2 protein-coding genes and 2 pseudogenes are annotated in these 2,972 nt (G+C 70.9%); 2 read left to right on the top strand and 2 right to left on the bottom strand.

Features of this window, described 5'->3' with window-relative positions:
* Both H0W40_RS19810 and H0W40_RS19805 read left to right on the top strand, forming a co-directional pair.
* A pseudogene (locus H0W40_RS19810) lies at positions 1-567 on the top strand (RNA polymerase factor sigma-54); the annotation flags it as partial.
* Complete coding sequence (locus H0W40_RS19805) at positions 564-1,934, top strand: THUMP domain-containing protein (RefSeq protein ID WP_292449631.1); 1,371 nt, start codon at positions 564-566, stop codon at positions 1,932-1,934. The pseudogene H0W40_RS19810 and the gene H0W40_RS19805, both read left to right, overlap by 4 nt.
* Positions 1,935-2,083: 149 nt before the next feature.
* Here the strand turns inward: H0W40_RS19805 and H0W40_RS19800 are convergent, their stop codons facing one another.
* Positions 2,084-2,587, bottom strand: coding sequence for a TPM domain-containing protein (locus H0W40_RS19800; protein WP_292449630.1), 504 nt, complete (start codon positions 2,585-2,587; stop codon positions 2,084-2,086).
* A pseudogene (locus tag H0W40_RS19795) lies at positions 2,587-2,972 on the bottom strand (YgcG family protein); the annotation flags it as partial. The gene H0W40_RS19800 and the pseudogene H0W40_RS19795, both read right to left, overlap by 1 nt.

Here is a 2,972-nt window from a genome sequence, read left to right as displayed (position 1 = left end):
CCCGACGTGATGCCCAAGCTGCGCATCAACGACCTGTACGCGCAGGCCATCAAGCAGCAGCGCGGCCAGCGCACCGAGTCGGGCGCGGGCCTGAGCGCGCGGCTGCAGGAGGCGCGCTGGTTCATGAAGAACATCCTGCAGCGCTTCGACACGATCCAGCGCGTCTCGCAGGCCATCGTCGAGCGGCAGAAGGGCTTTCTGAGCCACGGCGCGATCGCCATGAAACCCCTGGTGCTGCGCGAGATCGCCGACGAGCTCGGCCTGCACGAATCGACCATCTCTCGCGTGACCACCGCCAAATACATGAACACGCCTTTCGGCACCTACGAGCTGAAGTACTTCTTCGGCAGCTCGCTCAACACCGAAGCCGGCGGCAACGCGTCGAGCACGGCGGTGCGCGCGCTGATCAAGCAACTGGTCAGCGCCGAGGACGAGAAAAAACCTCTCTCCGACAGCCAGCTCAGCCTCATGCTCGAAGAGCAAGGCATCCAGGTCGCGCGCCGCACGGTCGCCAAGTACCGCGAGGCGCTCAAGATCGCGCCGGCCAACCTGCGGCGGGCGATGTGAGCGGCGCCGGCACTCAGCTTTTCCTGCCCTGCGCGGCGGGAGTGGAGGCGCTGCTCGCGGCCGAGGTGCAGCGGCTGCTGCCCGAGGCCGCGCCGCAGACCCAGCGCGGCGGCGTCGCGCTGCCGGGCGGCGTGAGCGAGGCGATGGCGCTCAACCTCGGCAGCCGCCTGGCGCAGCGCGTGCTGTGGCGCGTCGCCGAAGGCGGCTACCGCAGCGAAGACGACCTCTATGACCTGGCGCGCACGGTGCCCTGGGGCGACTGGCTGACGCCGACGCAAACGCTCAAGGTCGACGTGACCGCTCAGCGCGCGCCGCTCAAGAGCCTCAACTTCGCCGGCCTGCGCATCAAGGACGGCGTGTGCGATGCGATGCGCGACGCGCTCGGCGAGCGGCCCAGCGTCGACATCCGCCATCCCGATCTGCCGTTGCTGCTGCACCTCACGGCCGACCAGGCCACGCTCTACGTCGACACCTCGGGCGAGTCGCTCTTCAAGCGCGGCTGGCGCGAAGACCAGGGCGAGGCGCCGCTCAAGGAGACGCTGGCGGCCGCCATGCTGGCCGCCGCCGGCTGGCAGGGCCGCGAGGAAGACGGCCCGCTGCTCGACCCGGTGTGCGGCTCCGGCACCATCGCCATCGAAGCCGCTCAGATCGCCTGCGGCATCGCACCCGGCGCGCTGCGCCGCTTCACCTTCGGGCGCCTGGGGCCTTTCCGCGACGCCGCCACACAGCGCACCTGGCGCGATCTGCGCGACGCGGCGCAGGCGGCGCAGCACGCGAGTGCTGTGCCGATCTTCGCGGGCGACGTGTCCTTTCGCATGACCGACTTCGCCGCGCGCAATGCCGAGCGCGCCGGCGTGCGCGGGGCTATCGAACTCAAGACCGTCGATGCGCTGCAGCGCACCGCGCCGGCCGCCACCGGCACCATGTTGCTCAACCCGCCGTATGGCGAACGCATCGAGCCCAAGGGCTCACGCGGCGAGCCCGTGCAAGGCCATCGCTCGCGCGGGGAGCCTGCGCAGCGGGGCCGGCCGGGTGGCGGCGCCGGACAAGACAGCCGCGCGCGCGGCAACGACGGCAATGGAGAGGCAGGTGCTCGCGCTCCGCTGGCCCGTGAAGGCTTCGAGGGCGGCGCGACCGCCAACGAATTCTTCTCCCGTCTGGCCGCTCACTGGAAAGGTGATTACGCGGGCTGGACCGCCTGGGTGCTGAGCCCCGACATGAAACTGCCGCAGGCCATGCGCCTGAAGGAAAGCCAGCGCGTGCCGCTGTGGAACGGCCCGATCGAATGCCGCCTGTTCCGGTTCGACATGGTGGCGGGGTCGATGCGCGGGGCAGGCGACGGGTCTGAGAGAGCGTCGAAGGACTGAGTTCATTGGCTTCTTGACCGTTCCGTATCAGCTCATTGCGGCCATTGGCCTGCATTGCTGTGCGACGGCTTTGCTTACGCACCACATCCGCGAAGCAGCAGCAACGCGCGTCGAAGGAGACGGCTACCGCGGCCGGCGCCCCCGCAGGCTCAGCGCAACACCGGTGCGTCGGGTAGTTCGTTCGGGTTCGCCGCAGAGGCCGGCTGTGAGAAATGCCGGCACAGCAGCGCATCGGCGTGGTCGATGGCGGCGTTCAGGCCCTCCTCGAAGCGCCCCTCACGGAAGGCGGCGCTCATCTCGGCGACGATGGCCTGCCACTGCGCCGTGCCTGCCTGTCGGTCGAGACCGCGGTCGACCACGATCTCGATCGCATGCTCGGCGAGCAGCAGGTAGATCAGCACGCCGTTGTTGTTCTCGGTGTCCCACACGCGCAGCTTGCCGAACAAGGTGACTGCGCGTTCGCGCGGCGTGGCGTCGCGCCACAGGTAGGACAGCGGCAGGCCGGCTTCCACGCACACGCGGATCTCGCCGCTGTGGTGGGCCTCGCTGGCACGCACGCGCGCTTCGATGCGGGCCAGCGCCTCGCTGCCGAGTGCGCGACGCGCGTCGTCCTCGTCGAGCCAGCGGTGGCGGAGTAGTCGGGTCAGTTTCATCACCAGCCTCCCGATGCGCCGCCGCCGCCGAAATTGCCGCCGCCGCCGGATGAGAAGCCGCCCCCGCCACCGCCCCAACCGCCCCCGCCGCCGCCCCAGATGACGGGTGGCACGAAGCCGCCCCGGCCCCCGCGCCGAGCTGCGCCGACGCCGAGCACGCCGACCAGCAGCAGCGAGACGATCGCCGCCACGCCACCCACCAGCAAACTGGCGCTGGCCAGCCACGCCAGGCCGCCTGCGCCGGCGCCGGTGGCCAGCGAGCCGAGCTTGCGGCCCAGCAGGCCGGTCAGCATCGCACCGACGACCGGCACGGCCAGCAGGAAAAACAGCGCCATGTCCTGCCACTGCGCGCCCGGCTGCGCTTGGGCGCCGCGCGGCCCGGGCG

The organism is Methylibium sp. (genome assembly GCF_013817345.1).
Lineage (GTDB): Bacteria > Pseudomonadota > Gammaproteobacteria > Burkholderiales > Burkholderiaceae_C > Methylibium.
Note: the sequence above shows the minus strand (reverse complement) of the source record. Positions and strands in the feature narration are given on the sequence as shown.